30 protein-coding genes are annotated in these 26240 nt (G+C 67.3%); 7 read left to right on the top strand and 23 right to left on the bottom strand.

Annotated elements, in window-relative coordinates; translation table 11 throughout:
- The 3 genes from copC to B4A39_RS13265 form a co-directional block, all read right to left on the bottom strand.
- A complete protein-coding gene (copC, locus tag B4A39_RS13255; protein WP_045811500.1) occupies positions 1-363 on the bottom strand; it encodes a copper homeostasis periplasmic binding protein CopC in 363 nt (120 codons plus the stop codon).
- Between the two features lie 117 nt (positions 364-480).
- Positions 481-1071, bottom strand: coding sequence for a DUF305 domain-containing protein (locus tag B4A39_RS13260; RefSeq protein WP_292036993.1), 591 nt, complete (start codon positions 1069-1071; stop codon positions 481-483).
- 51 nt (positions 1072-1122) lie between these two features.
- Positions 1123-3477, bottom strand: coding sequence for a heavy metal translocating P-type ATPase (locus B4A39_RS13265; protein ID WP_292036994.1), 2355 nt, complete (start codon positions 3475-3477; stop codon positions 1123-1125).
- A gap of 177 nt (positions 3478-3654) precedes the next feature.
- Between B4A39_RS13265 and B4A39_RS13270 the strand changes: the two genes are divergently transcribed.
- The gene (locus B4A39_RS13270; RefSeq protein WP_008264328.1) at positions 3655-3855 is read left to right on the top strand and encodes a metal-sensitive transcriptional regulator; all 201 of its coding nucleotides are present in this window, start codon (positions 3655-3657) and stop codon (positions 3853-3855) included.
- Positions 3856-3912: 57 nt separating this feature from the next.
- Positions 3913-4338 carry a DUF305 domain-containing protein gene (locus B4A39_RS13275; RefSeq protein ID WP_008259726.1) on the top strand — a complete coding sequence of 142 codons (426 nt, stop codon included), beginning with the start codon at positions 3913-3915 and terminating at the stop codon, positions 4336-4338.
- A gap of 646 nt (positions 4339-4984) precedes the next feature.
- Here B4A39_RS13275 and B4A39_RS13280 read toward each other — a convergent pair.
- From B4A39_RS13280 to B4A39_RS13325, 10 genes are read right to left on the bottom strand one after another with little or no spacing between them, the layout of a single operon-like run.
- The gene (locus B4A39_RS13280; protein ID WP_292036995.1) at positions 4985-5461 is read right to left on the bottom strand and encodes a methyltransferase family protein; all 477 of its coding nucleotides are present in this window, start codon (positions 5459-5461) and stop codon (positions 4985-4987) included.
- On the bottom strand, positions 5458-5586 hold the full coding sequence (locus tag B4A39_RS13285) for a DUF2474 domain-containing protein (RefSeq protein WP_194943540.1): 129 nt from the start codon (positions 5584-5586) through the stop codon (positions 5458-5460). Before B4A39_RS13285 ends, B4A39_RS13280 begins: the two co-directional genes overlap by 4 nt.
- Positions 5586-6587, bottom strand: coding sequence for a cytochrome d ubiquinol oxidase subunit II (cydB, locus tag B4A39_RS13290; protein ID WP_008259839.1), 1002 nt, complete (start codon positions 6585-6587; stop codon positions 5586-5588). The genes B4A39_RS13285 and cydB overlap by 1 nt, the downstream gene beginning before the upstream one ends.
- Positions 6577-8004 carry a cytochrome ubiquinol oxidase subunit I gene (locus B4A39_RS13295; protein WP_008263196.1) on the bottom strand — a complete coding sequence of 476 codons (1428 nt, stop codon included), beginning with the start codon at positions 8002-8004 and terminating at the stop codon, positions 6577-6579. The genes cydB and B4A39_RS13295 overlap by 11 nt, the downstream gene beginning before the upstream one ends.
- A gap of 9 nt (positions 8005-8013) precedes the next feature.
- Complete coding sequence (locus tag B4A39_RS13300; protein ID WP_008264059.1) at positions 8014-8808, bottom strand: sulfite exporter TauE/SafE family protein; 795 nt, start codon at positions 8806-8808, stop codon at positions 8014-8016.
- Positions 8809-8816: 8 nt separating this feature from the next.
- Complete coding sequence (locus tag B4A39_RS13305) at positions 8817-10094, bottom strand: NAD(P)/FAD-dependent oxidoreductase (protein ID WP_292036996.1); 1278 nt, start codon at positions 10092-10094, stop codon at positions 8817-8819.
- Positions 10091-10513 (bottom strand): TIGR01244 family sulfur transferase, encoded by a 423-nt coding sequence (locus tag B4A39_RS13310; protein WP_228184656.1) that lies wholly within the window; start codon positions 10511-10513, stop codon positions 10091-10093. Before B4A39_RS13310 ends, B4A39_RS13305 begins: the two co-directional genes overlap by 4 nt.
- 29 nt (positions 10514-10542) lie before the next feature.
- A complete protein-coding gene (locus B4A39_RS13315) occupies positions 10543-10962 on the bottom strand; it encodes a DUF6691 family protein (RefSeq protein ID WP_228184657.1) in 420 nt (139 codons plus the stop codon).
- Positions 10959-11393: a YeeE/YedE family protein gene (locus B4A39_RS13320; protein ID WP_228184658.1), complete on the bottom strand. Its 435-nt coding sequence runs from the start codon at positions 11391-11393 to the stop codon at positions 10959-10961. Before B4A39_RS13320 ends, B4A39_RS13315 begins: the two co-directional genes overlap by 4 nt.
- 12 nt (positions 11394-11405) lie before the next feature.
- Positions 11406-12347 carry an MBL fold metallo-hydrolase gene (locus tag B4A39_RS13325; protein WP_228184659.1) on the bottom strand — a complete coding sequence of 314 codons (942 nt, stop codon included), beginning with the start codon at positions 12345-12347 and terminating at the stop codon, positions 11406-11408.
- Between the two features lie 104 nt (positions 12348-12451).
- Between B4A39_RS13325 and B4A39_RS13330 the strand changes: the two genes are divergently transcribed.
- The 3 genes from B4A39_RS13330 to B4A39_RS13340 are packed head-to-tail and all read left to right on the top strand — an operon-like array spanning position 12452 to position 13948.
- Positions 12452-13111, top strand: a complete 660-nt coding sequence (locus tag B4A39_RS13330) for a peroxiredoxin (RefSeq protein WP_292036998.1) — start codon at positions 12452-12454, stop codon at positions 13109-13111.
- Positions 13108-13527, top strand: a complete 420-nt coding sequence (locus B4A39_RS13335; RefSeq protein WP_008259045.1) for an ArsR/SmtB family transcription factor — start codon at positions 13108-13110, stop codon at positions 13525-13527. Before B4A39_RS13330 ends, B4A39_RS13335 begins: the two co-directional genes overlap by 4 nt.
- A gap of 25 nt (positions 13528-13552) precedes the next feature.
- Complete coding sequence (locus tag B4A39_RS13340) at positions 13553-13948, top strand: cupin domain-containing protein (protein ID WP_292037001.1); 396 nt, start codon at positions 13553-13555, stop codon at positions 13946-13948.
- A gap of 3 nt (positions 13949-13951) precedes the next feature.
- Here B4A39_RS13340 and B4A39_RS13345 read toward each other — a convergent pair whose 3' ends face one another.
- The 10 genes from B4A39_RS13345 to dsbD form a co-directional block, all read right to left on the bottom strand.
- A complete protein-coding gene (locus tag B4A39_RS13345; RefSeq protein WP_292037003.1) occupies positions 13952-15445 on the bottom strand; it encodes a L,D-transpeptidase family protein in 1494 nt (497 codons plus the stop codon).
- 35 nt (positions 15446-15480) lie between these two features.
- Positions 15481-16254, bottom strand: a complete 774-nt coding sequence (locus B4A39_RS13350; RefSeq protein WP_292037005.1) for a substrate-binding domain-containing protein — start codon at positions 16252-16254, stop codon at positions 15481-15483.
- Positions 16254-17153 carry an MBL fold metallo-hydrolase gene (locus tag B4A39_RS13355; protein ID WP_008261237.1) on the bottom strand — a complete coding sequence of 300 codons (900 nt, stop codon included), beginning with the start codon at positions 17151-17153 and terminating at the stop codon, positions 16254-16256. The genes B4A39_RS13350 and B4A39_RS13355 overlap by 1 nt, the downstream gene beginning before the upstream one ends.
- A gap of 64 nt (positions 17154-17217) precedes the next feature.
- Positions 17218-17868: a peroxiredoxin gene (locus B4A39_RS13360; protein ID WP_040349365.1), complete on the bottom strand. Its 651-nt coding sequence runs from the start codon at positions 17866-17868 to the stop codon at positions 17218-17220.
- 99 nt (positions 17869-17967) lie between these two features.
- Complete coding sequence (locus B4A39_RS13365; protein ID WP_008262231.1) at positions 17968-18492, bottom strand: DsrE family protein; 525 nt, start codon at positions 18490-18492, stop codon at positions 17968-17970.
- Between the two features lie 29 nt (positions 18493-18521).
- Complete coding sequence (locus B4A39_RS13370; protein ID WP_040349367.1) at positions 18522-19139, bottom strand: SAM-dependent methyltransferase; 618 nt, start codon at positions 19137-19139, stop codon at positions 18522-18524.
- An 11-nt stretch (positions 19140-19150) separates the two neighbouring features.
- Positions 19151-20578 carry a bifunctional metallophosphatase/5'-nucleotidase gene (locus B4A39_RS13375; RefSeq protein WP_228184663.1) on the bottom strand — a complete coding sequence of 476 codons (1428 nt, stop codon included), beginning with the start codon at positions 20576-20578 and terminating at the stop codon, positions 19151-19153.
- Between the two features lie 8 nt (positions 20579-20586).
- Positions 20587-21261 carry a DsbA family protein gene (locus tag B4A39_RS13380; RefSeq protein ID WP_292037010.1) on the bottom strand — a complete coding sequence of 225 codons (675 nt, stop codon included), beginning with the start codon at positions 21259-21261 and terminating at the stop codon, positions 20587-20589.
- Between the two features lie 22 nt (positions 21262-21283).
- Positions 21284-22078, bottom strand: a complete 795-nt coding sequence (locus B4A39_RS13385; protein WP_228184665.1) for a TlpA disulfide reductase family protein — start codon at positions 22076-22078, stop codon at positions 21284-21286.
- Complete coding sequence (dsbD, locus tag B4A39_RS13390; protein WP_228184666.1) at positions 22075-23967, bottom strand: protein-disulfide reductase DsbD; 1893 nt, start codon at positions 23965-23967, stop codon at positions 22075-22077. Before dsbD ends, B4A39_RS13385 begins: the two co-directional genes overlap by 4 nt.
- Positions 23968-24029: 62 nt before the next feature.
- Between dsbD and B4A39_RS13395 the strand changes: the two genes are divergently transcribed.
- Both B4A39_RS13395 and B4A39_RS13400 read left to right on the top strand, forming a co-directional pair.
- Positions 24030-24683, top strand: coding sequence for a response regulator (locus B4A39_RS13395; RefSeq protein ID WP_008264155.1), 654 nt, complete (start codon positions 24030-24032; stop codon positions 24681-24683).
- Entirely contained in the window at positions 24680-26008 is a 1329-nt protein-coding gene (locus B4A39_RS13400; protein WP_008261954.1) for an ATP-binding protein, read from the top strand. The genes B4A39_RS13395 and B4A39_RS13400 overlap by 4 nt, the downstream gene beginning before the upstream one ends.
- Positions 26009-26240: the final 232 nt, after the last annotated feature.

The following is a 26240-nucleotide window of genomic DNA, read 5'->3' on the forward strand; positions in this document are numbered from 1 at the left end:
TCAGCGCACCGTGAAGGTGTAGGATCCCGTCATGCGGTGGCCGTCGCTCGAGGCGATACGCCAGTCGACACGGTAGGCGCCGGCGGCCAGCGGGCGAGCCAGCGCGCCCGTGAGGGTCCTGCCGTCCTCGGCGACCGAGGTGCGGATCGCGATCTTCTCCTCCGCCGCATTGACGACGTCGAAGCCGGAAAAGGCGGGAACGCTGCGTTCGCTGAAGGTCAGGGTCAGCGTCCGGGTCGCGGCCACGGTGGAGTCGGGCGCCGGGGTGGCGCTGACCAGGCGAGCGTGGGCCGCCGCCGGTCCGGCGGCGAAGGCCACGACCGCCGCGACGGCGATGAAGGGTGCGGGGTTGAAGTAACGCATACTCAGTCTCCAGACGTTTGGCCGGTCCCGGCCTTCTGCTTCTCTACGCGCCACACGACCGCGTCCCTCATGAAGAGGAAGCGGGGGGCGGCTGAGGCCTTCCCCCGCACGCCGGGGTCAGCGGCGACGCTTCTCGAGGAGCGCCTGCATCTGGGCGATCTCCTCCTGTTGACCACGCACGATGCCGTCGCACAGGGCGATGATCTCCGGATCGGTCAGGGAGGCTTGCTCGCACATCAACACAGCCCCGGAATGGTGCGGGATCATCGATCGCAGGAATTCGTCGTCGCCAACGAACGCCTGGGTGCGCATGCCGACGAAGCTGCCGACGAAGATCACGACGGCGACCGCTCCAATGACCAGGTTCGTTTTGCGCGACGGGTACATGGACCGCATGAAGACGAGCATGAGGACCGCCATCGGCGCGACCATCATCAGGGTCATGTAGACGTTGTTCAAATTGAGATAGAAGTGACCGAGCGTGGCGATCATCGTGTACATGACCAGGTACATGATGACGAAATCGAGCGCCAACTCGAGGTACAGGCTCCGATAAGGGCCGAGTCCACGAGCGTTGCCTTGCCCGCCGTGGTCCATCTGTTGATGAGACATCGTCCGTATCCTCTTCAGAAATTTCAGTTCGTCTTCGCCTGCCGCTGCGAAAGCCTGGAGACTGCGGTCAGCGTCTGAATCAATCCGGCCCGTCACAGCCGGTTCCTCCCTTGGGTGGGTGGGCGGACTGTTGATTGCCTATCCTGGCTAAAGCCTCACCGCGCGCAGTCTCAGCGCATTGCCGATGACGCTGACCGAGGAGAGCGCCATTGCGAGCGCCGCAAGGGCAGGCGAGAGAAGCCAGCCGAAGACGGGATAAAGCAGGCCAGCCGCCACGGGGATGCCAAGGGCGTTGTAGCCGAAGGCGAAAACGAGGTTTTGGCGGATGTTGCCCATCACCGCGCGGGACAGACGCCGTGCGCGCACGATGCCTTGCAGATCTCCGCCCAGCAGGGTGACGCCGGCGCTTTCGATGGCGACGTCCGAACCCGCCCCCATGGCGACGCCGACATCGGCTGCGGCGAGGGCAGGGGCATCGTTGACGCCATCCCCCGCCATGGCGACGATCCGACCCTGCGAACGAAGCTGTTGAACCACAGACGCCTTATCCTGCGGCAAAACCTCCGCCTGGACTTCGTCGATGCCGAGGCGCCGCGCGACCGCTTCGGCCGTCGTCCGGTTGTCCCCGGTCATCATCACCAGCCGCAGACCGGCCGCTTTCAGCGCGAGGATCGCAGCCGGCGTGGTGGCCTTAATGGGATCGGCGATGCCGATGACCCCGGCCGCCTTTCCGTCGATCGCCACGAATATGGCGGTGGCGCCGTCGTGGCGAAGGGCCTCCGCCTTCGGCTCCAGCGCGGAGACGTCGATCGAAAGCTCGCCGAGAAAACGGGTGTTGCCCAGGGCGACCTGGCGGCCCTCAATCGTCCCGCGAACGCCGCGACCGACCGGGCTGTCGAAGTCCGCGGCCTCGGTAAGGGGGATGTCCCGGTCCTTGGCTGCCCGGACGATTGCGTCGGCCAACGGATGTTCGCTGCCCCGCTCGAGGCTGGCCGAAAGACGCAGGATGTCCGCTTCCACGAAGCCGAGGGCGGGCAGGATCGCCGTCACCGACGGACGGCCCTCCGTCAGGGTGCCGGTCTTGTCCAGAACGAGAGTGTCGACCTTCTCGAAGCGTTCGAGCGCCTCGGCGTTCTTGATCAGGACGCCGGCGTGGGCGCCACGTCCCACCCCGACCATGATCGAGATCGGCGTCGCCAGACCCAACGCACAGGGACAGGCGATGATGAGCACCGAAACGGCGGCGACCAGGGCGTAGGACAAACGGGGCTCGGGACCGACCAGGCCCCAGACGACGGCGGCGAGCAGGGCGATCGCGATCACCGTGGGAACGAACCATCCGGAGACCGTATCGGCCAGCCGCTGGATCGGGGCGCGACTGCGCTGGGCCTGGGCCACCATCTGGACGATCTGCGCCAGCAGGGTGTCGGCGCCCACCTTGTCGGCGCGCATGATGAAGGATCCGGTCTTGTTGAGCGCGCCGGCCACGACGCGGTCGCCGACATCCTTGGTCACCGGCATGGACTCGCCGGTCACCATGGATTCGTCGACAGCGACCCGACCCTCCAGGAGTTCGCCATCGACCGGGATCTTCTCTCCGGGCCTTACCCGCAGGCGGTCGCTGACGGCGATCTGGTCAAGCGAGACATCTTCATCGATGCCGTCCGCCCGGATTCGGCGCGCGGTCTTGGGCGTGAGGTCCAGCAGGGCGCGGATCGCGCCCGACGTCTGTTCGCGGGCGCGCAGTTCCAGAATCTGCCCGACGAGGACCAGCACGGTGATGACCGCCGCCGCCTCGAAATACACCGGCGCACTGCCGTCGGCCTTCAGGAAGGCGGGCGGGAACTGGGTTGGCGCGACGACGGCCACGACGCTGTAAAGCCATGCCACGCCGACCCCCATGGCGATCAGGGTGAACATATTCAGCCGCCGGGTGCGCAGCGATGTCCAGCCGCGCTCGAAGAAGGGCCAGCCGCACCAGAGAACCACGGGGGTCGCCAAAGCGAACTGGATCCAGTTCGACATCTGGCCCGGGATGAACATGTGGAGATTGGCCAGGTGTCCGCCCATTTCCAGGGCGAAGACCGGCAGGGTCAGGACCAGACCGACCCAGAAGCGTCTGGTGAAGTCGATCAGCTCGTGGTTGGGCGGGGCCTCCGCCGTGACCGTCTCCGGCTCAAGCGCCATGCCGCAGATCGGGCAGGAGCCTGGGCCTTCCTGCCGGATCTCGGGGTGCATCGGGCAGGTGTAGATGGCGCCGGGAACGGCCGGCTCGGCCTCCACGGGAGGGTTCAGGTAACGCATCGGATCGCCGATGAATTTGGTCCGGCACCCCGCCGAGCAGAAGAAATAGTCCTGACCGTCATGACTGGCTCGGTGAGCGGTGGCCGTCGGATCGACCGACATGCCGCAGACGGGATCCTTGACCGTTGCCGCGCCATCCGAGGCCTTCGCCCCGCAGCAGGCGTGACCCGAGGCATGATTGTGAGGATGCGTGGACATGTCGCTCTCTCCGGCTGACCGAAGAGCTAACATATACCTATGGGGGGTATATCGCAAGATACCCGTCTGGGGTATATGGGGGTGCTCAGGAGGACAGGCCGCATGCAAACCGACACGAAACCCAAAGTCCTCAACAGGCTCAGCCGGATCGAAGGCCAGGTGCGGGGAATCTCCCGCATGGTTGAAGATGACCGGTATTGCGTCGACTTGCTGACCCAACTTCAGGCCGTTCGAGCCGCGCTCCATCGCGTGGAGACCGAAGTGCTACGGGATCACCTCGACCACTGCGTCATGGGCGCCATGACCGGCGACGATCCCGAGGATCGCAAGGCCAAGGCCGGCGAGCTGATCGAGCTCTTGGCGCGGGCCGGACGGTAGAGTTGGCGGAACGAATGGGCCCTCCTGGTCGCTAACGTCGGATCCCAAGGAGCCGTCATGAAACGCATCAGCCTCGTCCTCGCCGCCTGCGCCTTGGCTACGGCCTGTTCCCCGCAAGCCGAAGAGCCCGCCGTAGCCGCGCCTGAGGCCGCCGCAGCGGCGGACGCCCATGGCGGAATGGAGGGCGGCATGGCTGCGCCTGCGCCCGGCGACTCCGTCGCCACCCAAGGCTACAAGGCATCGATGAACACGATGATGGAGGCGATGCCTCCCTTCACCGGGGACGCGGACATCGACTTCATGACGCAGATGCGAGGTCACCACGTCGCAGCCGTCTCGATGGCCCGTGTGGAGCTCGCGCAAGGCAAGGACGCCCAAGCGCGGAACCTGGCCCAGGCGGTGATCTCGGCTCAGGAGCGCGAAATCACCCTGATCGACGCCTGGCTCGCCCAGAAGGGAGCGTCAGCGACTCCCGCCGCCTGATCGCGAGATCAGGGCACCGCGTCCGAGGACCAACGGATGTGCGTAATCCGCCATCTGTCGTCCTCGTGGCGAAAGACCGATCGGCCAGTCCCGCCGTCGTCGAAAATCAGGACGCCGTCGGCCGCAAAGCCAGTGCGGCGTTTGCATTCCGGTCGTCGAGCGCGGCATGACAGGCATCGACGACGCTTGTCGCTATCGCCATACGATCGAGCCGGTAAGCTCGACGACGAACATGCGCATGAGATACAGTGTACGTCCGAGTGATGGTGCAAAGTGGCAAGGCGAATCGAACTCGTTGCATTGCATCTCGGTGCTCAGAAAGTCCGATAGACCGCAAAAGATGACGAATTCACGCAAATGTTATTGCTTAGAATTTTCTGAATGTTTTCAGAATACTTCCCGTTTGTCGGTTATTCAATCGGTCCGGCGACCGATATGCGAGAAAAAACCCCAAGCCGATCAGCGGCTTGGGGTAATTTGTGTAATCGAGTGGGAGTGAGGGGCAGTCATAAGGCGCCCCCTGACGAGATGATTGCGGAGTAATGAGCGGAGCATAGCTGCTTGGTTCACATGCCGCGCCCCGTAACCTCACGGTAGTGACGAAGCGACGGGATAGGGAGGCGTCTGTGGGCCGGGCGAAAGGGGATCACGACGTCATCCGCCGGCCCAGCCAGCGGCGCACCCGGCCCACGTACACGGACCACGCCGCGCCGAAGAGGGCCGCCAGGTGTCGTTCCTCGCGCCGGATGGCGAGACGGTCGGTGGCGAAGGCGGCGACGGGGGCGGCCACGAAGAACCAGGCGTTGTCGAACAGGCCCCCGAGGCCGAGCAGAAGCAGCCCGTTCGCGAGATAGATCGGGTTGCGGCTCCAGGCGAACGGACCGGTCGTGACCAGAGCGGTCGCCGCCCGGTGCGGCAAGATGTTGGCGCGCCGCCGCCGCATCTCCAGCATGACCCAGAGGTCCAGACCAAGGGCGAGCCCGACCAGGAGGCCGCCGGCGGCGAAGGCGCCGGGGAAGAGGGCGGGCGGAGTCCATAGACGCGCCGTGATGAGCGCGACAAGGACGGCGCCGCCCGTGATGAGCGGCGGCCAGGGCCAGCGGTTCGGCGCCTGCGGCGTCACCCGCCGGCCAGCTTGAGAACGCCGCGCAGCAGATAGGCGATCACGCCCAGGACACCCACGCCCAGCACCCAGAGGGCGACGAACCAAAGGCCCTGCCGGAGCCCGTTTCTGGAGTCGCGACGCATCAGTGGTAACCGTCGTCGCCGACCTTGCCCCGGAACACCCAGTAGGCATAGGCGGTGTAGGCCAGGATGATCGGGATCAGGATCAGGGCGCCGACCAGCATGAACAGCTGGCTGGAGGCCGGGGCGGCGGCCTGCCAGAGGGTGATCTCGTCGGGCACGGCGTAGGGGAAGACGCTGACGCCCAGACCCGCGAAGGTGACGGCGAACAGGCCCAGCGACAGCAGGAAGGGCCAGACTTCGCGCTTCTGACGCATGGTCCAGAAGAAGGCGGCCGCGACGATCAGAACGAGCAACGGCACCTGGGCCGTCAGAAGCACGCCGGGCCAGTCGAACCAGCGCCGGGCGTATTCGCCGTCGAGGAAGGGGGTGGCCAGGCTGACCGCGCCGATCATCAGCAGGGTCGCCGGACCCAGTTTCCAGGCTTGCGCGCGGGCGTGGGTCTGGAGCGCGCCTTCCGTCTTCATGTTCAGCCAGGTGGCCCCCAGAAGGGCGTAGCCGACGACGACGGCGGCGCCGGTCAGCAGGCTGAAGGGGCTGAGCCAGTCCCACCAGCCGCCGCCATAGGCGCGGCCCGACACCTCGACCCCCTGCAGGATGGCCCCCAGGGTGACGCCCTGGGAGAAGGCGGCCAGCAGGGAGCCGCCGAAGAAGGCGACGTCCCAGACGGGCTTGGCCCGCACCGTGCGCCAGCGGTATTCGAACGCCACGCCCCGGAAGACCAGGCCCAGCAACATGGCGATGATCGGCGTATAGACCGCCGGCATCAACACGGCGTAGGCGAGGGGAAAGGCGGCGAACAGGCCGCCGCCGCCCAGGATCAGCCAGGTCTCATTGCCGTCCCACACCGGGGCGATCGAGTTCATCGCCTTGTCGCGCTGGTCCCCGGCCTTCAGCGTCGGGAACAGGATGCCGACGCCCAGGTCGAACCCGTCCATGACGATATAGGCGAAGACGGCGAAGGCCAGCAGGCCGGCCCAGACCAGGGTCAGATCAACGCTCATGATCGGTCTCCTCGCCGGTCGGGATGGGGCGGTCCGGGTCGATGGCGGGGGCGGGGGTGATGCCCGCCGTGCGGATCGGGGTTTCCGCCACGCCCGGCTCGTCCCGGTGCGGCGCATGGCTCATCAGACGCAGGATGTAGAAGACCCCGGCGCCAAAGACGGTGAAATAGACCACAGCGAAGGCGGCCAGGGAGGTTGCGACGGCGGGCGCCGCCAGGGGCGCCGCGCTGTCGGCGGTGCGGAGCAGCCCATAGACGGTCCAGGGCTGACGGCCGACCTCGGTGGTGATCCAGCCCGCCAGCACGGCGACGAAGCCCATCGGCCCCATGATCAGGGCGAAGCGGTGCAGCCAGGGCGCATCGTAGAGGCGTTTGCGCAGGCGAGCATAAAGCCCCCAGAGCCCCAGCAGCAGCATGGCCATGCCCAGGCCGACCATGACGCGGAAGGACCAGAAGACGATCTCGACCGGCGGCCAGTCGGCGCGGGCGATGGTGTCCAGACCGGCCAGGGGCGCGTTCGGATCGTGCTTCAGGATCAGGGACGACAGCTTGGGGATCTCGACCGCGCCGTGGACGGTGGCCGCCTCGCGGTCAGGAATGCCGAACAGGATCAGCGGCGCCCCGTCCGGGTGGCTTTCGAAATGGCCTTCCATCGCCATGACCTTGGCGGGCTGATGCTCCAGGGTGTTCAACCCGTGCATGTCGCCGATGAAGATCTGGACCGGGGCGGCGACCAGGATCATGCCCATGGCCATGGCGAACATCTTGCGCGCCCCCTTGTTCGTCCGCTCCTTCATCAGGTGCCAGGCCCCGACCGCGCCGACCACCAGGCCGGTGGTCAGATAGGCCGCCAGCAGCATGTGGGCGAGGCGATAGGGGAAGGAGGGATTGAAGACGATCTTGAACCAGTCGGCCGGTACGAACTGGCCGACCTCGTTGATGGCGTAGCCTTGCGGGGTCTGCATCCAGCTGTTGACCGACAGGATCCAGAAGGCCGAGGCGAAGGTGCCGATCGCGACCATCAGGGTGGCCAGGAAGTGCAGCTTCTTGCCGACGCGGTTCAGGCCGAACAGCATGACGCCCAGGAAACCCGCCTCCAGGAAGAAGGCGCTGAGCACCTCATAGGCCATCAAGGGGCCGATGACCGGTCCGGCCTTGTCGGAGAAGACCGACCAGTTGGTGCCGAACTGGTAGGACATGACCAAACCCGAAACGACGCCCATGCCGAAGGCCACGGCGAAGATCTTCAGCCAGTATTTGAACAGGTTCAGATAGAGGTCTCGCCCCGTCTTCAGCCACAGGGCCTCCAGCACGGCCAGATAGCTGGCGAGGCCAATGGAGAAGGCGGGGAAGACGATATGGAAGGCGACGGTGAAGGCGAACTGCATCCGCGCCAGGATCAGGGCGTCAAGTTCCATGGTGTGGTCTCACCCGATCAGGCCGAGCGCGCCGGCGCTGCGGTAAAGCATATAGAAGGCGACGACGAAGATCAGCCCGGCGAACACTGTGTTCAATAGGCCTTTTTGTCCTGACAGGGCCTTGGCCAGCCGTGCGCCGACCAGACCGCCCAACACCCCGCCGCCGATGAAGACGGCCGCCAGTGGCCAGTCGACCCAGCCGTCCAGGGCGTAGTTGAAGGCCGTCGTCAGGCCGAAGGCCGTCACGCCGACCAGCGACGAGCCGACCGCATAGTAGATGGGCATGCGGGTCGAGACCATCAGGCCAGGGACGATCAGGAAGCCGCCGCCGATGCCGAAGAAGCCGGACATGATCCCTGTCAGGGCGCCGGCTCCCACGAGCTTCGGCGCATTGCCCGGCGTTAGCACCACGTCGGGGTCCCCCGAGGCCGAGCGGCCTCTCAGCATCAGCACCCCGACCACCAGCATCAGCGCGGCGAAGAGAGCCAGCAGCTTCTGACCGTCAACCGCCTTGCCCAGGCTGGAGCCGAGAAAGGCGCCGAAGACGCCGGCCAAGGCGAACAGGCCGGCGATCTTCCATTTCACCGTGCCGTGGCGCGCGTGGTTGAGCAGATTGGCGAAGGCGTTGGCCGCGACGGCGAAGGCGCTGGTGCCGATCGCCAGATGCGGATCCTTGACCCCCACAAGATAGACGATCAGCGGCACGGCCAGGATGGACCCGCCACCGCCGACCAGGCCGAGGGTGAAGCCGACCAGCGAGCCGGCGCCGGCGCCGAGGCCGTACTGCAGCGGGGACAGGTCCATGATCCGGCTCAGGCGACGGCGGGACGAGGTTGGATCGCGGGCTCGACGTGCTCGGGACTGGCCAGCCATTCGCGGCCCTTCAGCATGCCCAGCCAATAAATCTCGGGCAGGGCCTGAGCCTTCAGGTGCCAAGCCAGACGGGTCGGCTTCGTGCCGTCGAGCATCCATTTCGGGAAGCTGGGCAGAAGTTTGCCGCCATAGCCGAACTCGGCCAGGACGATCTTGCCGCGCTCGACCGTGAGCGGGCATGAGCCATAGCCGTCATAGACCGCCCGCATCGGCTGGCCGTCCAGCAGCGACAGGATGTTCTCGGCCACGACGGGCGCCTGTTTGCGGGCGGCCGCAGCGGTCTTGGCGTTGGGCGCCGAGCAGGCGTCGCCCAGGCCGAAGACGTTTTCGAACCGCTTGTGGCGCAAGGTGGCGTCGTCCACCTCGATCCAGCCGCTTTCGGCGGCCAGCGGGCTTTCGCGAATGAAGTCCGGCGCGGTCTGCGGCGGGCAGACGTGCAGGAAGTCGAACTCGCGCCGCGCCTGGCGCACTTCGCCGTCCGCACCCGTCACGGCGAAGGTCGCGATCCGCGCCGGGCCGTCCACCGCGACGAGTTTCGACCCGAAGTTCAGGTCGATGCGGTATTTGCGGACATATTCCATCAGGGCCGGGACGTAGTCCTTGACCCCGAAGAGCACGGGCCCGGCGTTGTGGAATTCGATCTCGATGTCGTTTCGGCCGTGGTCGCGCCAGTGATCGGCCGACAGATACATGGCCTTCTGCGGGGCGCCGGCGCATTTGATCGGCATGGGCGGCTGGGTGAAGATCGCCCGGCCGCTCTGCATCGCCTGCACCAGCTTCCAGGTGTAGGGCGCGGTCTCATAGCCGTAGTTGGAGGTGACGTTGTTGCGCCCGAGCGTTTCCGCCAGGCCCGGAATGGCGCCCCAGTCCAGCTTCAGTCCCGGCGCCGCGACCAGCATGCGATAGCCGATCCAGCGGCCGTCGGTCAGTTCGACGCGATCGTGGATGGGGTCGAAAGCCGCGACCGAACCCCGCACCCACTGGGCGCCTTGGGGGATCAGATCCTCGGTGCGGCGCCGGGTCCGCTCGGGCGTGAAGACGCCGGCGCCCACCATGGTCCAGCCGGGCTGATAATAGTGATGTTCGGACGGCTCGATGATGCGGACGTCGAGGCCCGTGCGGCGGCGCAGGAGGCTGGCGGCCGTGGCGATGCCGGCGGATCCGCCGCCGACGATCAGGACATCGCAGGACTCCAGGGGCGCGTATTGGGCGCTCATGACGCGGCTCCTTCAAGACGGGGACGCAGGGCGCCGAGGTCGTAGCCTGCGGTCTTGGCGCGGGCGATCAGATGATCTGGGCTCTCCGAGGCGGCGTTCGTGAGCGCCCACAGGATGGTCGTGCGCGTGCCGGTGCGGCAGAAACCGAACACGGGCTGGGGCAGGTCAGCCAGAGCCTCGCGGAAATCCGCCACGTCCTGGTCGGAGATGGCGCCGCCGACCACGGGAACGTGGGCGAAGGCGAGGCCGGCGGCCTCGGCGGCCTGGCGCAGAGCCTCGGCGGTGGGCTGGCCGGGCTCCTCGCCGTCGGGTCGGTTGGAGATCACCGACCGGAAACCCTGGGCCGCGATGGCGGGCAGGTCTTCCGGGGCGATCTGGGGCGAGGCGGATAGGGCCTCGTCCAGGGGGCGGATATCCATGGCATTGTCTCCCTAGGGTCTTTTCTGGTTCAGGCGTTTCGGTCGAGCGTCAGGCGGAACAGCGCCATGCCGGCCACGAGGGCGCCGACGAAGACGAAGGCCTGCCAGGCGCCGGTCGTCAGGGCCGCCAGCGCCGGGCCGGGGCACAGGCCGACCAGCCCCCAGCCCAGGCCGAACAGGACGGCCCCGCCGACCAGGGGGGTGTCGATGGTCCGGCTCTCGGGGACGTGAAAGGTCTCGGCCGCGACCGGAGCATCCATGCGCCGGCGGATCAGATAGGCGATGGCGGAGGGGATCAGCGCTCCGCCCATGACGAAGGCCAGCGAGGGGTCCCAGGCGCCCGTTACATCCAGGAAGGCCAGGACGCGGGCCGGGTTGATCATGTCGGACACCACCATGCCGGCGCCGAACAGCAGGCCGCACAGGACGGCGACGATCAGCCGGTTCATGCCAGGCCTCCCAACAGGTGGCGGGTGACGAAGACGGTCAGGGCCGCAACCGCCATGAAGACGCCGGTGGCGACGATGGAGCGGGGCGACAGGCGGGCCAGGCCGCAGACGCCGTGGCCGCTGGTGCAGCCCGAGCCCCAGCGGGTGCCGAAGCCGACGATCAGGCCGCCGAGCACCAGCAGCCAGATGTCCGAGGTGATCTGCACCTCGGGCCTGCGGATCAGCGCCGAGGCCAAGGCCGCGCCGCCCAGCAGGCCGGCGATGAAAAGCAGGGCCAGGGTACGCGGCGCGCCTTTCGACAGGCCGGTCGCCGCAGCGGTCAGGCCGGAGATTCCGGCCACGCGCCCGTTCAGCAACAGGTAGAGACCGGCGGACAGGCCGACCAGCAGGCCGCCGGCCAGGGGCCAGACGAAGGGGAGGGGCTCAAGCATTAGGGTCTCGCCTCACAGCGCGTTCAGCGGGACCTTGAGGTAGCGCACCCCGTTGTCCTCGGGCTCGGGCGGGCGGCCGCCGTTCATGTTCACCTGGACCGACGGCAGGATCAGCTTGGGCATCGGCAGGGTCGCGTCGCGCTGGGTGCGCATGGCGACGAACTCGTCCTCGCTGACGCCGTCGCGAATATGGATGTTGCCAGTGCGCTGGGCGCCGATGGTGGTCTCCCAGGCGAACTCGGTCCGGCCCGGCGGCGCCTTGTAGTCGTGGCACAGGAAGACCCGCGCCTCGTCCGGCAGGGAGGTCAGGCGATGGATCGAGCGGTACAGGGTCCCGGCGTCGCCGCCGGGGAAGTCGCAGCGCGCCGTGCCGTAGTCGGGCATGAACATGGTGTCGCCGGGAAAGACAGCGTCGCCGATGACATAGGCCAGACAGGCAGGGGTATGGCCGGGCACATGCAGCACCGTGGCCTTCAGCCCGCCGATCTCGAACCCGTCGCCGTCGTTGAACAGATGGTCGAACTGGCTGCCGTCGCGGCGGAAGTCGGTCCCTTCGTTGAAGATCTTGCCGAACACCGCCTGGACGGTGAGGATCTCATGGCCGATGGCTAGCTGCCCTCCGAGCTTTTCCTGGAGATAGGGGGCCGCCGACAGGTGATCGGCGTGGGCGTGGGTCTCCAACAGCCACTGGACCGTGAGACCTTCGGATTTCACGTAATCAATGAGGGCGTCGGCCGAGTCGTGCGCGGTGCGGCCGGACGCTGGATCGTAGTCCAGCACACTGTCGATGATGGCGCAGACGTCGGAGCCGGGATCGCGCACGACATGGCTGACGGTGAAGGTGGCCTCGTCGAAGAATGACCTGACGACAGGGCGTTGGCGAGGATTGCCCAGCGCGGCGCGCACGATGTCGGCGGCGTGGTCGCGGGCGGGATCGGGGATGGGCGAGGACATGGCGTGTCTCCGTTTCGGTGACTCAACACATATACCCATTCATGGTTCGTGCAAGTATGTATTTTAATGTAGCGGAAACGGTGGGAAGCGCTTAGCTTGCGGCTATGGAAACGATCGACACCGGGCCAGCCGCCTATCCCCCCGCAATGCGCGCCCTGCGCATCAACGACACGGCGCCGGACTTCAGCGCGCGCACGACGCAGGGCGAAAAGCGCCTGAGCGACTATCGCGGCCGCTGGCTGGTGCTGTTCTCGCATCCGGCGGACTTCACGCCGGTCTGCACCAGCGAGTTCGTGGCCCTGGCCCGGCAGTCGGACGCCTTCGCGGCGATCGATTGCGATTTGATGGCCCTGTCGGTCGACAGTCTGTATTCGCACCTGGCCTGGCTGAAGGACATTTATCGCCGCTTCGGCGTGAAGGTGCCGTTCCCGATCATCGAGGATCCCTCCATGGCCATCGGCCACGCCTTCGGCATGGTGGACGCCGGCTCGAGCGACAGCGCGACGGTGCGCGCCACCTTCGTGATCGATCCCGAAGGCGTGGTGCGCGCCATCAGCTGGTACCCGATGAACATCGGCCGCTCGGTTGATGAACTGCTACGTCTCGTCACCGCCCTGCAGACCTCGGACCGCGAGGCGGCCTCCACGCCGGCGGGCTGGATGCCCGGCGACGCTCTGCTGGAGCCGGCCGCCACCACCCTGGACGCCGCCATCGCCGACGGTGAAGGCGATGCGCCCTGGTACTATCGCGAGCGCCGCGCATGACCGACGATCAAGCGGCCGCCATGGAGCGGTTGAAGGAAAAGGCGCCGGAGGCCGCAGAGCTGTTGCGCCAGCTGGCCAACGCCAACCGGCTGCTGATCCTGTGCCATATCGCCGAGGAGGAACGTTCGGTGGGGCAGCTCGAGGCGGACCTGGGCATCAAACAGCCGGCTCTGTCCCAGCAGCTGGCTGAGCTGCGCCAGTACGGTCTGGTCAAGACGCGTCGTCAGTCGCGCTCGATCTTCTATTCGATCGCCGACGAGCGGGCCCAGGCGGTGATGGGCATGCTGTACGAAATCTTCTGCGGCGATGCGAAGGCGGTCGGCGCCCGCGTCGCCGCCCCGGCGCCCCGCCCATCGACGCCGGCGCGCGGCGACACGGCTCAGTTCGCGCGCATCACCGCCGTCGCACGTCGCTGACGGCCAACCCGCACAGGAGACTCTCGTGAAGGGCTTCATCGACAATATCGAACGTCTGACGGAAGAGAACACAGACTTTCGCCGTGTTCTCTACACCGGCCACAATATGCAGCTCGTCCTCATGGCCATTCCGGCCGGTCAGGAGATCGGCGAAGAGGTCCACGACGACCGCGACCAGTTCTTCCGCATCGAGGCGGGCGAGGGCGAAATCTGGATCGATGGCGTTCGTCACGCCGTGAAGGCGGACGACGGGGTCATCGTCCCTCAGGGCGCCCGGCACAATGTGGTCAGCACGGGGTCCGAGCCGCTTCGGCTCTACACCCTCTATGGCCCGCCGGAGCATCTCGACGGGACGGTTCACGCGACGGTGGAAGAGGCCTCCGCCGACCACGAGCACTTCGACGGCCGCACGACCGAATAGCCGTCAGGGGCCGACGTCGTCCGCATCGGCGCGCCGGTCGTCGGGCCGCGGCAGGTGCAGGGCGATGCCCAACGCCTCCGCCAGACGGGTGTCGCGACGATAGATGTCATCGCGAAAGGCGACGCGGCCCTGGCCGTCCAGGAACGCGGTCCAGTACAGTAGGCGCACGTCGATCGGCCGACCGGTCGCCACACGGACGGTCTGGCCGCTGTCCAGCGCGGCGTCGAAGCGGGCGAGCCTCTCGGGGTCGGGCGCCAGGAGAAGGCGGGCGAAGCCGACGGCGTCCTGCACCCGCACGCAGCCGTGACTGAGATGGCGGAAGCTCTGGTCGAACGCGCCCCGAGACGGGGTGTCGTGCAGGAAGATGGCGTAGCTGTCCTGAAGCTCGAACTTGACCTGGCCCAGGGCGGCATTCGGACCCGCGCGCTGAACCACCATGCCGTTCTGGATCGTCATGTTGTTCGCCCGCATATAGCCGGCGCCACGCGGCAGGATCTCGCGCTGGGCGATGGAGGTCGGCACCGTCCAGGGCGGATTAGCGACGACCGAGGCGAAGGGCCGTTCGAGGCTGGGCGTCGCATTGTCGGCGTCACCCGTCACGACCCGCATCGAATGCACGGGCCGACCGTCCTTCCAGTAGACCATGATGGAGGCGGCGGTGTTCACCTCGATCCGTTCCGGGGCCACGTCCCGCTTCAGCCAACGGCGGCGTTCCAGATTGAGCGCGATCTGGCGGGCACGGGCCTCGGCCGAAATCGACAGCGCCCGCTGGGTCGCCGGGCCGATGCGGGCGTCTGCCTCCAGACCGTGGCGCACCTGAAACGCCCGAACGGCTTCTTGCAGCACCGACCCGTAGTCACCGCCAGACGGGCCGATCATCGCGGCGGCGGCGTCGCTCAGATCGCCTTCCACCCGAAGGCGCGGCAGGAGGGCGGGAAGACGGGGGTCGGACGCAAACGGTTCGATCGTCGCGCCCAGGGCGAAGGGCGGCCAGCCGCCGCGGTCGGCGATGGCGCGATAGCGGAGGAAGCCGTCGCACAAGCCCTGATAGCCGCGGTCCTGGGGCGCGAGGCCCGCCATCGTCTCGGCCAACGTTCCGTCGTCGACCGCCGTCGCCAGCAGCGGCGGCGTATCGACCTGGTTGCGACCCATCTCCCAAAGCGTCTCCACCGATGCCGGGTCGACCCGGCCATGGGCGAGCGCCTCGGCCAGGGTCAGGACGGCCTGGGTCAGTTCGGCTTCACTTAGGGCCAGACCGTCGGGCGCGGATAGACCGTGGCGGTCCGCCAGGGCCAAGGCGTCCATGGCTTGCCGGCGCGCTGGCCCCGCCCAGGCAGGGCGTCCGCCGCGGGCGGCGTAGAAGGCTGCGGTCAGGGCGGTGATGTTCAACGCGGCGGGCGCCGATACGGCTCGCGCGGTCGTCGAGAGCCAGAGCGGCGCTGCGGCCGCCGCGAGCAGGTGTCGGCGGTTCAAGGTACAGGAGCGACGGTTGGCCATGCCGCCGACACCGCGGGGTTCACCTTAAGGCAGGCTTAAGGTTGGCCGGTCCGCCAGCCCCAACGCGCGAAGATGGCGGCCCCCTCGTCGGACTTCAAAAATTCGAGGAACGGCTGGGCGTCGGCGTCCTGGCGGCCGGTCTCGGTCACAACGGCGCCGGCGTCGCGGTAGATGCGATAGGGCTCTTCGACCTCGACCACATCAGCGAGGTCCGGATTGGCGACCTGCCAGATGCCCCAGATGATCCAGGCGTCCAGCGTCGGGTCGTCGATCCAGGCTTGTCGGGCCTCGGCGCTGTTGCGGGCGTAGACGACGATGTTGCGACGCAGCGCGCGCACCTTGGCGATGTCGCCGGTGCGACCGGCCATGTCCTCCCACAGGCCGTTCTGGCCCGCGCCGTTGACGACCAGGACTCGGCGACCCGGCTGGAAGAGATCTTCCAGGCCGCCGACGCCGTTCGGATTTCCCGGGCGAACGAGAATGGAGGCGGTGCGCAGATAGAGCGGCTCGACCGCCTCGACGCGGATGCGGCCCTCCAGAGCGCTGACGAAGTCGGTCATCATCGTCTCGGAGCCGGAGAAGATCAGGTCGCCGTCCGCCTTGGCCTGGTCCAGCCATTGGGGCGTGGGTCCGGCGACCACGGCCACGGCGCGACCGGTGCGCGCCTCATAGGCCTTCGCCGCTTCGCGCATGGCGGGGGCGGGGCCGCCCGGGCCGTAGACATGAAGAGGATCGGCGGGCGTCTGGGCGTGGGCGGCCAGGGCCGTTGCGCTCAATAGGGCGGCCAACGCCAGTGTGGACAGACGCATCAAGAGTTCTCCTGGGGCGGGGCGAAGTGATTGGCGGGGATCTTGAAATAGATGCGGCCGTCCTCGGCGGGTGGCGGCAGCACTCCGCCGCGGATGTTCACCTGAAGCGCGTAGAGCATCAGGTTCGGCAGGGGAAGGGTGGCATCCCGGCCGTCGCGAAGCCGCACGAAATCCGCCTCTCCGCGTCCGCCGCCGACATGGATGTTGTCCGCCTTCTGCTCTCTCACGGTGCTGAAGCAGGCGGGCTCGCGGCCATCGGGACCGTAGTCGTGGCCGACGAAGACGCCGGTCTCCTCGGGCAGGGCCAGGATGTCCTGGATGCTTCGGTAGAGGGCCTTGGAGTCGCCGCCCGGAAAGTCGGCGCGCGAGGTGCCGGCATAGGGCATCATCAGGGTGTCGTGGACGAAGGCGTTGCCGCCGATCACATAGGTAATGGACGCCAGGGTGTGGCCTGGGGAGAAGATGACCCGCCCCGTCAGGTCGCCGACAGCAAACGTATCACCGGCCTGGAAGAGACGGTCCCACTGGCGACCGTCGGTCGGGAATTCGTCGTCCAGGCCGTAAATGTCCTTCCACAACCTCTGGACGCCGATGACCTTCTCGCCGATGGCGGTTGGAGCCTCCAGCTTCTCGTTGAGATAGGGCGCGGCCGAAAAGTGATCGGCGTGTGGATGGGTGTCCAGCAGCCATTCGACCGTCAGGCCTTCCGCCTTGACGTAGTCCAGGATGGCGTCGGCGTTGCGGGTCGAGGTCGCCGCCGCCTTCTCGTCGAAATCCCAGACCGGATCGATGATCGCGCATTTGCGGCTGACCGGGTCGGAGACGACATATTGCCAACTGCCGGTCTTCTTGTCGTGGAGCGCCGCGATGCGCGCTCCGCCGTGGTCGATGATCTGCATGATGGCTCCGTTTGGTTTGCGAAGAAAAGGGCCGGACCGCTTGCGCGGTCCGGCCAGCGTCCGATCAGGCGGCTTTCGGGGCGTCGGGGAGGTCGCGCGTCGAGAAATACCAGTCGGTGTAGACGTAACCCTCGGAAGCGCGAGCCTCGGCCGCCTCGGCGGTCTTGGGCGGAGGGACGATAGCCGGTTGGCCAGGGCGCCAGTTCTCAGGCGTCGCGACCCCGTTGGCGTCGGACGCCTGGAGCGCGGTGAGCAGCCGAACGAACTCTTCGATGCTGCGGCCATTGCTCATGGGATAGTAGACCATGGCGCGCAGCTTGCCTTCCGGATCGATCAGGAAGGTGGCGCGAACAGCCGAGGTGTCGGCCGCCCCGGGGTGGATCATCCCGTAGGCCTGGGCCACCTCCATCTTCAGATCCTCGATGATGGGGAAAGGGATTTGGACGCCGAACTTCTCCTTGATGTTCCGGGTCCAGGCCAGGTGCGAGAAGATGCTGTCGATGGAGAGCCCCAGGAGCTCGCAGTTCATGGCGGCGAACTCATCCGCGTGCTTGGCGAAGCCGATGAACTCGGTCGTGCAGACCGGGGTGAAGTCCGACGGATGGGAGAAGAGGATCAGCCATCTGCCGCGGTAATCGGCCAGGCTGCGATCCCCGTGCGTGGTGCGGGCGTGAAAGTCGGGGGCGGGTTCGTTGAGGCGGGGCAGTCCGGTCATGTCGATGTCTCCTTCAGACGCCCCATTGAACACTTACATACACACTTACACAAAATAATAGTTCTTATGGCCAGGGAAGGTTCCGTCTATGCCGAGCCGTCAGTTCACAACCAGGGCATATCCAGCCTGCTGGTGGTGGATGACCGTCATCAGGGCGGCGAGATCGACGCTCACGCCCGGTTCGAGGTCGGCTTGCGCGATGCCGTTCCCCGCCATGGCCTGGCCGCACAGCCGAACCTGGACGCCGGCGGCGATGAGGCTGCGGATCAGGGCGCTGTTGGGATTGGCGTCGCCCTTGCCTCGCGCGGCCCAGGCGGCGTCGGACAGGACCGCAGGGGTGGCTGCGCCGTGTAACACGACGACGATCTGACGCTGGTCGGCGTCCACGCCGCCCGCCGCCAGCATATTCGCCAGCCGCGCAACGCGATCCAGCCCCTTCAGCGGCCTGTCGTCCGGACCGCCCTGGGAGACGTCGAAGATGACCCGATAGACGCGCGACGGATCCGCCTGTTCGCCGGCCTCGGGCAGGGGCTTGAAGCCGCCGAAGCCAGAGACAGCCTGGGCGAAGCTTGGGGAGGCCGCCAGGGAGGCGGCCAGGGACAGGGCGAGGAGGAGGGTTTTCATGGCGGGTTCCGGTGTGCGGGCGCTGGGGGTCAGGGACGGCGGGCGACGAGATCGATCAGGGCGGACCGGCCGCTATGGCCGGCGCCTTCGGAGACGTCGCTGTCGTGGCTATTCAGATGCAGGATGTCGAAGTCGGCGAAGGCGTCGCGGAGCAGCGCCTCGGTGTAGAGGTTCTCGACCTGCCCCGGGCCGCCCGTTCCATAGGCGATCTGTTCCGGCCGATAGCCCTGCAGCAGGATCAGGCCGCCAGGCTTCACGGCCGCCTTCATACGCTCGAAAATTCGGTCGCGCAGGGGAGGCGGGGCGAACTGAATGAAGACGGCGACCACGACGTCGAAGGCGTCCTGCGGCCAGGCCCAGGTCTCGAGGTCCGCCACCTGAGCGTCCAGTGTGACCCCGCGTCGCTCGGCCAGGGCGAGGGCCTTCTCGATCGCGCGTGGGGCGATATCCGTGGTGGTGACGGCCAGACCCTGTTCGGCGAGCCACACGCCGTTTCGCCCCTCGCCATCGGCGACCGCCAGAGCGGTCATGCCGGGCTGGAGCCGCGCGATCTGAGCGGCCAGAAAGGCGTTGGGCGTCTCGCCGAACAGATAGTCCTGGCGGTCATAGCGGCTGTTCCAGAAGTCGCGGGCGGCGACGGAGTCCATAAGGTGTTCCTTCATATGATGAGGACGCTCGCAGGCAGATCGGTCTCGCCGGGCGTATGGTCGGCGAACCAGGATTCAAGCGCGCCCACAGTGTCGATGTCGAGCGTCCGGCGGTCTCGCCCGTAACGTTCGGGCACCCCCTGGGCGGTGACGAAGGCCACCGGATAGTCCGCCTCCGGCTCGACAGGGCGGTCCCCGACCAGCAGGCGATCAAGGCGCTGCCCCTTGGGATTCTCCAGCTTCACAAAGGCCGTGAGGCCCCGGCAGCGTTTGATGTAGCCGCCCATCTGCGCGTAGGGGTCGGCGGCGAAGGTGCGCTCAAGATTCTCTTCCAGCATCGCCTTCAACTCGGCTCCGGTCAGCGTCGTGCGCGAGATGGGCGGGTTCATCGGCGCCATATTGTAGAGGTCGCCCAGAGTGACCGGGCCCGGTGCGACGGGCGCGCCGTATCGCCAGCCGTTCGAGAAGGCGATGTCCACGCCCGCCGCCTGCGCCGCAGCCGCCAGCAGGACGTCGTCCATCGGCGCGCTGGCCATGGCGTAGCGGTGAAGGGGGATGGCCGTGCGGGCGATGACGCGCGCCAGACGTTCCCGCTCGGGAGCCAGGGCCGTCTCCACCAAGCCGGCGACTTGATCGTCTTGGGGGCCAGCGTCCACGGCTATGAGCCGATGGCGGCGCAGGGACACGCGGCCGTCTGCGATCTCCAGGTCCAGCCGGCCGATATAGGCGCCGTGGCAGCCGGACTGAATGATCAGGGTGTCGCCGACGCGGGCCGGCTCGTGCAGGCGGTTATGGGTGTGGCCGCTCAGGATCACGTCGACGCCCGGCGTCTCGGCGGCCAGCTTGAGATCCTGCGGAAAGCCCAGGTGGGACAGCAGGACGACCAGATCGACCTTCTCCTCGCGGAGCTGGTGCAGTTGCTCCCGGGCTTCGGCCACACCCATTTCAAACCGCACGCCTTCAGAGAAGGCGGGGGGCATGGTTTTGTCGACGATAGGGCAGGCCAGGCCGATCACGCCGATCCTCAGACCGCCGCGCTCGAACACCCATCGCCCGTCGAACACCGGCGCGCCGTCATCTTTGCGAAAGACATTGGCGGCCAGGACGGGATACTCCAGTCGCGCCGCCAAAGCCTTGAACCCCGCCGGGCCATAGGCGAACTCCCAGTGCGCCGTCATGGCGTCGATCTTCAGGGCGTTCATGATCGGAACCAGCGCCTCGCCCCGGCTCGCGACGGCGACCCGCGTGCCATGGAAGGTGTCGCCGTTATCCAGGGTCAGGCACGGACCTTCGGCGCGCGCCTCTTCGAAGAGACGGGCGATGCGGGCGACCCCGCCCAGCCGTTCGACCCGCCAGCCGCCTTCGGTGCGCACCAGTTCGGGATGCGGCTCGAGATAGCCGTGCAGGTCGTTCAGCTGGAGCAGGGTCAGGGTGGTCATGGTCAGTCTCAGCGCAGCGGTTGTCCGGAGCGGATACGACCGATCACGGCTTCGAGTTGCGCCTGGGGCATGCCGCCGGGGATCAGATTGCCGTTGATGATAAAGGCGGGCGTGCCCTGCAGGGCCAGGGCCGCCGCTTCTCGGCCGTTTCGGTCGAGCACCGCGTCGATGTCTGCGCGGTGATCGGCCAGGTCCTGATTCAGGCGCGCCATGTCCACGCCGGCCGACTGGACCAGACGCGTGATGTCCGCCTGGTCGCCGATGCGCCACGGCGACAGCATGAAGGCGTTATGGACGGCCTCGTATTTGCCCTGATAACCGGCGGCGAGGGCGGTCCGGGCGGCGGTCTCCGAGACGTCGCCGAAGATCGGCCAGTCCTTGTACAGGACGCGCACCTTGGGGTCCGCCTTCAGCAGGCCGTCGATCTCCGGCTGCATCTTCTTGCAGTAGGGGCAGTTGTAATCGACGAAGCCGATGATGGTTACATCGGCGTTTTCGGCGCCGATGAAGGGCGCTGCTGGGTTGCGCAGCAGATCGTTGAATCCGACCTGAGCGATGGCCGGCATGTCCTGTCCAGAGGCTGCGGAAGGATTGGCGGGCGCCGCGCCGTTGTCGGCGTCGGCGGGGCCGCAGGCGGCGAGCGCCAGAACGGCGGCGAGGGCAGGGGCGAAGGTGCGGTTCATGGAAGCTCCGTGAGGCGAAGGGTCAGTGCAGACGCGCGATTTCGGTCGCGATCTGTTCGGGGGCGATTTCCCCCATGTGGGCCTTGGCCAGACGGCCGTCGGCGTGGAGGAACAGGGTCACCGGAATGCCGGCCGTGCCGTAGTGGCGCGGCACCGCCATGGCCTCGTCGAACAGCACATGGTCGAGGGCCAGCCCCTGGCTCTGAAGAAAGGCCCGAACGCCGGCTTCGCCCTCGCCCTGGTTGACGAAGAGGAAGCGCACATTCGGATGGGCTTTCTCGGCCTGGGCCAAAGCCGGCATCTCTCGTCGGCACGGCGGGCACCATGTGGCCCAGAGATTGATCACCGTGGGCCGGTCGCCCGGAGCGGAGAGGTCAATTGGCGGGGCGTCCATCGCGGCCAGGGTCAGGGCGGGCGGCGCCATGGGCTGCGTCGCCGAGGCCAACTGATGGGCGGTGGTCCAAACCAGGGCGCTGGCCAGCACAGGCGCAATGGCCCAGGCACGTTCGCGCGTCGTGCGCAGCAGCAGGATCGTGGCCAGGATCACGACCGGCGCGATCCAGATCCAGCTGAACCCGCCCTGCCAGATCGCGAGCGCTCGCCACGGGTCGGCCCCGAAATACTCCCAGTGCGTCGCCACGTGACCGAGGCGGGCGGCGGCCAGACCGCCGAAGACCAGAACCGTGCTCCACAGATTGAAGCGCGGGCTGACCCGGCTGGCCAGCAGTCCGGCGCCGATCATGAAGACGAACACGCCCGCGATGATGGCGAACCGCTCGCCGGACAGTACGACCGGGCCCAGGGTGATGGCGTTCATGCGGCGGCTCCGGCGCTCTGCAAGGCGGATGCGACATCTTGGGCCGACATCTCTCCGATCAGTCGGCTGCCCGGCGCTTCGGTCGCCGAGGGCGAAAGGAAGATCATAGTCGGCGGCCCGACCGCCCCGTGCCGCTCAAGAAGCGCGCGCGCCTCGGGCGTGCTGCGCGTGACGTCGACCTTGATGAGGTCGGTGTTCGAAAGGCCGGCGATGACGGCGGGGTCCTCGAACACCGTCCGCTCGATCACCTTGCAGCTGACGCACCAGTCAGCGGTGAAATAGACCAGGGCGGGACGTTCGCGCGCGCCGGCATCGGCGACGGCGCGGTCCAGCGCCGTCTGATCCAGCACGACCGCTGCGGTTTCGACCGGCGCGGCGGCTGCTAGTCCAGCGGGACGCGCCAGGGGCTCAAGCGGACGCCAAGGGTCGTCCGCCCCGAGGCTGAGGCCGACCAGCAGCAACAGGCCCCAGGTCGCGGCCGCCAGGCCGGCGACACGGGCGACGCCGTTTCTCAGGTTCGGGCTGAGCGGCTGGAACAGGCCGAGAGCCGCCGCCAGACCGAGCGCCAGCGCCGCGCCGAGAGCGAGCGTCGCCGTCGGCGGCAGGATGCGGCTGGCCAGCCACCAGGCCATGCCCAGGAAGATGAAGCCGAACAGCATCTTCACCCGGTCCATCCACGGCCCGGCCTTGGGCAGGAAGCGCGCGCCGACCGTGCCGAACACGATCAAGGGCACCCCCTTGCCCAGGCCCAGGAAGAACAGGGCCGCCGCGCCCAGCCCAACGTCGCCGGTCTGGGCGATGTAGAGCAGGGCGCCCGCCAGGGGCGCGGTGACGCACGGGCCCACGATAAGGGCGGAGACGAAGCCCAGACCTGCGGCTGAGGGCAGGGACCGCCGGCCGTCGCCGCCGTCGCGGGACAGGCGGCTGGTCCAGGCCGAGGGCAGTTGCAACTCGAAGCCGCCGAACATGGAGGCGGCGAGAACGACGAAGACGACAGCCAGAGCGCCGACGGCCCAAACCGACTGGAGCGCCATCTGCAGGTTCTGTCCGGACCAGGCGGCCGCGACGCCCAGGAGGGCGAAGGCGATGGAAAGGCCCAGCACATAGGCGACCGAGAGCATCAGGCCTCGGCGCGTACCGCGCCCGTCCACGCCGCGTCCGATGACGCCGGCCAGGATCGGATACATGGGAAAGACGCAGGGCGTGAAGGCCAGCAGCACGCCGAAACCGAAGAAGGCGAGCAGGACCCAGGTCGCCCCGCCCTGCAGCGCCAGGCGATCGACGAAGCCCGGGTTGGCGTCCAGCGTGACCGCCGGCGATGACGCGACCGGCGAAGGCGCCGCCGCTCCCTCGTCGTTCTCGGGCGCGGGTGCAGCGCCCGGCGCCTGGATCGCCAGCATGGCCGCGGCCTGTGCGGTCTGCGCATCGGCCTCCCGCGCGGCCACGTCGGACTGCGGCCGGGTCGGCACGTCGATGGTGCGCGTCATCGGCGGGTAGCAGATCGAGTCTTCGAGGCAGCCCTGATAGGTGATGTTGACCGACGTCGGCTCGCCGGCCTGCGTCAACGTCTGCGCCGACAGGGTCGCGCGACCCGCGTCGTGCCAGACGTCGACGACGCCGAAGCCCGGGTCGTCCTTGGTTTCGCCGGCGGCCAGTTCCAGCGGCAGAGACTCCTTCCCGCCCGGCGTGCTGGCGACGGTGTGGTCACGATAGAGATAATGGCCAGGCGCAATGTCCCAGGCGAAGGCCAGATCGCCGTCAGCCTCACGCGTCACCGTCAGGGCGAAGGCCTTGTCAGGCGAAAGCGGAGCCTGACCCAAGGCCGAACCCGGCAGGGCGAAGGACAGGACGGCGAGAGCGGTGGGCAGTAGTCGGCGGAAAAACCTCATGGCCATCTCGTCGGCAAGCGAGCTTAAGTCAGGCTTAAGCCGGAGCTTGCACGTCACACCGCATGAGATTGCTCGCCATAGAAGACGATCCCGTTCTCGCTGACGGCCTCCAGGTCGGGCTCAGCGCCTGTGGCTGGACGGTCGAGGTCGTTGGGCGGGTCGAGGACGCCCTCGCGGCGCTGGAAAGCTCGGCGTTTGATGCGGTCGTGCTGGATCTGGGCCTGCCCGACGGCGACGGACTCTCGGTGCTGCGCTTCGTTCGCGAGCGCGACATGGATGTCGGCGTGGTGGTCTTGTCGGCGCGCGATGACAGTCGGGACCGCATAGTGGGTCTGGACGCCGGCGCGGACGATTATGTCGGCAAACCGTTCGATCTCGACGAGCTGGCCGCGCGATTGCGCGCGGTGCGGCGTCGCCTGCTCGGACGTTCGACCCCCGCCTTGCGCCACGGCGGGGTGACCATCGATCCCAAGTCGCGTCTGGCCTGGCGGGAAGAGGGCGACCTGCCCCTTTCGAGACGTGAGTTTGCTATCCTGGAGGCCCTGATGGAACGGCCCGCACAGGTCCTCTCGCGCAGTCAGTTGGAAGAACGCCTGTACGGCTGGCAGGAGGAGATCGGCTCCAACGCCGTGGAAGTGCACATCCACTATCTTCGGGCCAAGTTGGGCGCCGGCTTCATCCGCACCGTGCGCGGCGTGGGATACACCCTGCAATGAGCTCGATCCGCCTGCGTCTGTTCGTCACTCTCGCGCTCGTGACCGCCCTGGTCTGGGGCGGCGCGGTCGTCTGGGTCGAAATCCAGACCCGGGCCGAAGTGCAACGGGTGCTGGACCGGCGCCTGATGGAGTCGGCCCGCATGGTTTCGTCCTTGATGCAGGCCGGCAGCGTGCGCCCGGCGATCCAGGCTCCGGACACCGGGGCCGCCGATGTCTATGACCGTCAGCTCTCCTGCCAGATCTGGTCACTGGAAGGCGATCTGATTGGTCGGTCCCAAAGCGCGCCTGCGGAGCGATTGTCGGAAGGGGGCGACGGATTTTCTGAGCGCACGATCCGGGGCGAGCGCTGGCGCGTCTATACGGTGCATGATCGTGACGCCGGTTTTCGGGTGATGGTTGGGGACAATCTGGCCGTTCGCGAACACCTGGTCGGCAATGTCGTCACCGCCTTGATCGGTCCGGCGGTCCTCGGTCTGCTGGCGCTGGGCGTGCTGATCTGGTGGTCGGTTGGGCGGGGGCTGGCCCCTATTCGACAAATGACCCGCAGCCTTGCGGTACGGGATGCGGAAGACCTGACGGCGTTGGACGTATCGCCGGACGCCCGCGAACTCCGTCCCTTCGCCCTGGCGCTGAACGATCTGATGTCTCGCCTTGGCGCAGCGCGGCGTCGCGAGGCCGAGTTCACGGCCGCCGCCGCGCACGAGTTGCGTACCCCTCTGGCGGGCCTGCGTGTCCAGGCGCAGATTGCGGCGTCGTCTTCGGACCCTGCCGTTCGAAGCCGCGCGTTGGAGCAGATTCAGACCTCTGTCGATCGCACCGCCCGCCTCGTCACGGGGCTTCTCGCCCTGGCGCGCGAGGACGAGATGCCGGTTAGCGACGAAGATCGCCGCTGGGTGACGCTCCGATCGCTGTTTGCGGGAGCGGAAGGCGATTCCCGGGTGTCGATCGTCGAAGGTGACGCCCTGCTGAATGTGGATCCGGATCGCTTCGGGGCAGCGGCCGCCAATCTGCTCGCCAACGCACAGGCGCACGCAAAGTCTTCAATCCTGATCAGTTACGACCCGACTTCCGGCCACTTGATCGTCGAGGACGACGGAGCGGGCGTGGCCTTCTCGGATCTACATCGTTTGGGACGGCGTTTTTTCCGCGCGTCGAATGCCCCTTCCGGAGGGAGCGGTCTGGGCCTCTCTATCGTCCTCGCCACTGTGAAGGCCCATGGGGGACAGGTGCAGTTCTTGCGCTCACCAGGAGGCGGTCTTCGTGTTGAGGTGACAATTCCGGAGCAGGCGTCGGAGTCTTTGAACAACTCGACCAAGCGAGACTGACGGTATCAACCGGCTTCAGTGGCGTCTGTTGTCGGTTTGATGATACGGTATAGTCCAACTACCTATTCGCTTGTCATAGCGGTGCTGGTTGGTCTTGAAGCAGAGTTGCCTGCCGATAGATGGCGACATCACTAGAATTTTATTACGTCGAATTTCACCAATGAATTCAAAAGCGCTGTCCAAGTGACGGTAGCTCGCGCGGTATGGTGCGCGGATGAGAGAAAAGGCGCTG

The organism is Brevundimonas sp. UBA4553 (genome assembly GCF_002387245.1).
In the GTDB taxonomy this organism is placed as follows: Bacteria; Pseudomonadota; Alphaproteobacteria; order Caulobacterales; family Caulobacteraceae; genus Brevundimonas.